The sequence below is a fragment of the Collinsella sp. AF33-16 genome, from assembly GCF_003475325.1.
Lineage (GTDB): Bacteria > Actinomycetota > Coriobacteriia > Coriobacteriales > Coriobacteriaceae > Collinsella.
The window spans coordinates 1-1881 of record NZ_QRQC01000040.1 but is presented as its reverse complement, the minus strand read 5'-3'; the positions used below and the strand labels follow the sequence as shown (position 1 = coordinate 1881).

Genomic DNA, 1881 nt, shown 5'->3' with positions numbered 1-1881 from the left:
AGAACCGCAAGCTCGACGAGCGCGTCCGCGCCTTCCTGACCCGCGGTGTGACCGGCGACACCGACATCAACATCATCGACACCGCCGAGTTCGCGATCCCCGGCCTTGACGACGAGTTCCGCGTCATCGTGTCTCCGTGGATTCTGACGGTGCTCGTTACCGACCGCCTGGCTCGCTACTACGAGACGGTCACCAAGCACAACCTCAAGTATCGTCGCTACTATCACCAGTTCGACTACTAAAGAAAACGGGTGCGGGAACGCGCCGGGCTATTGAGAGGAACACAGAATGAGGCAGTACATCATCGCCAGCCATGCGCACTTCGCTACCGGCATCAAGGAGAGTGTCGAGCTGCTCTCGGGCGCTCGCGACAACGTCCACGATCTTTCGATGTTCGTCGATGACCGCATGGACGTGGCCGAGGAGGCCCAAAAACTGCTGGCAGGCATGGCTGCCGACGATGATGTCGTTGTCTGCACCGACCTCTTTGGCGGCAGCGTCAACAACGAGTTCACCAAGATCGTCCAGACGCGTCCCCGCACGTACCTCGTTACCAACATGAACCTTCCTCTGCTTATCCAGCTGCTGTTCTCTGACGAGTCGGCGCCGGTTGAGGAGACGATTCGCGCCATCGTCGCTGCGGACGATACGCGCGTGAAGTTTGTCAACGATCTTTTGGTCGATGACGAAGAGGAAGAAGAGTTCTAATCCGCAGCACCTACTGACACGCCGTAAGACGGCACAAGACCTTTGGGGGGTCACATTATGATTCAGCTACTTCGCGTCGACCATCGCCTGCTTCATGGCCAGGTCGCGGTCTCTTGGGTCCAGGGCCTTGGCTCCAACTGCATTTTCTGCGTGGGCGATAAGGTCGCCAACGACCCGGTGTGGAAGACGACGCTCAAGATGGGCAAGCCTGCCGGCTGCAAGCTCGTCATCAAGGATATGGCGAATGCCATCGAGGCCATTAACTCGGGTGTGACTGACAAATACAAGATGATTATCTGTGTCGCCACCATCGCTGAGGCAAAGCAGCTTGTTGAAGGCTGCCCGCAGATCAAGTCGGTCAACCTGGGCAACACCAAGCCCAAGGACGAGAAGCGCCCCGATGCTCGTCAGGTCTCTCGTCAGATCTTCCTGACTGCAGCCGAGGAGGCCGATGTGCGTGAGATGCTGAACAACGGCGTCGAGGTCGAGATCCGTCCTCTGGCCGATGACCCCAAGGTTGACTGCGCAAGCGTGCTCTAGGCGTTCAATTTCGAAGAGTCTGAGCTCTTCGTAGTGTCCTATTAGGAAAGGGGGATATATGCTTACCCAAGCAATCCTCATCGGACTTATCGCCGCATTTGGTAAGTTCGACTTCCAGCTCGGTACGCTCTATGCGTTCCGCCCCATCGTCCTGTGCCCGCTCGTGGGCCTGGTGCTGGGGGACCTGCAGTCCGGCCTCGCGATCGGCGCCAGCCTGGAGCTTCTGTTCATGGGCTCGATCTCCATCGGCGCCTACGTGCCGCCTGATGAGACGATCGGCGGCGTGCTCGCCTGCGCCTTCGCTATCCAGTTGGGCCAGAGCACCGAGGCAGCCATCGCGCTCGCTATGCCCATCGCCACGCTGTGCCTTGCCATCAAGAACATCCTCAACGCCGCCCTGCCGATTCTGGTTGACCGCGCTGATGTCTTCTCCGGCCAGGGCAACCTTAAGGGTGTCTATGCGATGCACTTCCTGATCGGTTTGACCGGTATCATCATGGCGTTCCTGCTGTGCTCGCTGTCGTTCTATCTGGGTGCTGACGCCATCCAGGGCATGCTCGACTTCATCCCGCCCTTTGTCCTTGCTGGCTTTGGCGTTGCCGCCAACATCCTGCCGGCCATGGGCTTCGCCAT

Annotated in this window: 3 protein-coding genes and 1 pseudogene; all 4 read left to right on the top strand. The window is 59.0% G+C overall.

Features of this window, described 5'->3' with window-relative positions:
- Positions 1-242 (top strand): annotated as a pseudogene (locus DWZ52_RS10215) (SIS domain-containing protein); the annotation flags it as partial.
- 46 nt (positions 243-288) lie between these two features.
- The gene (locus DWZ52_RS09720) at positions 289-708 is read left to right on the top strand and encodes a PTS sugar transporter subunit IIA (RefSeq protein WP_117565057.1); all 420 of its coding nucleotides are present in this window, start codon (positions 289-291) and stop codon (positions 706-708) included.
- A 57-nt stretch (positions 709-765) separates the two neighbouring features.
- Positions 766-1248 (top strand): PTS sugar transporter subunit IIB, encoded by a 483-nt coding sequence (locus DWZ52_RS09715; RefSeq protein WP_117565058.1) that lies wholly within the window; start codon positions 766-768, stop codon positions 1246-1248.
- A 58-nt stretch (positions 1249-1306) separates the two neighbouring features.
- A partial coding sequence (locus tag DWZ52_RS09710) for a PTS sugar transporter subunit IIC (protein WP_147349536.1) occupies positions 1307-1881 on the top strand: 575 nt, incomplete at its 3' end.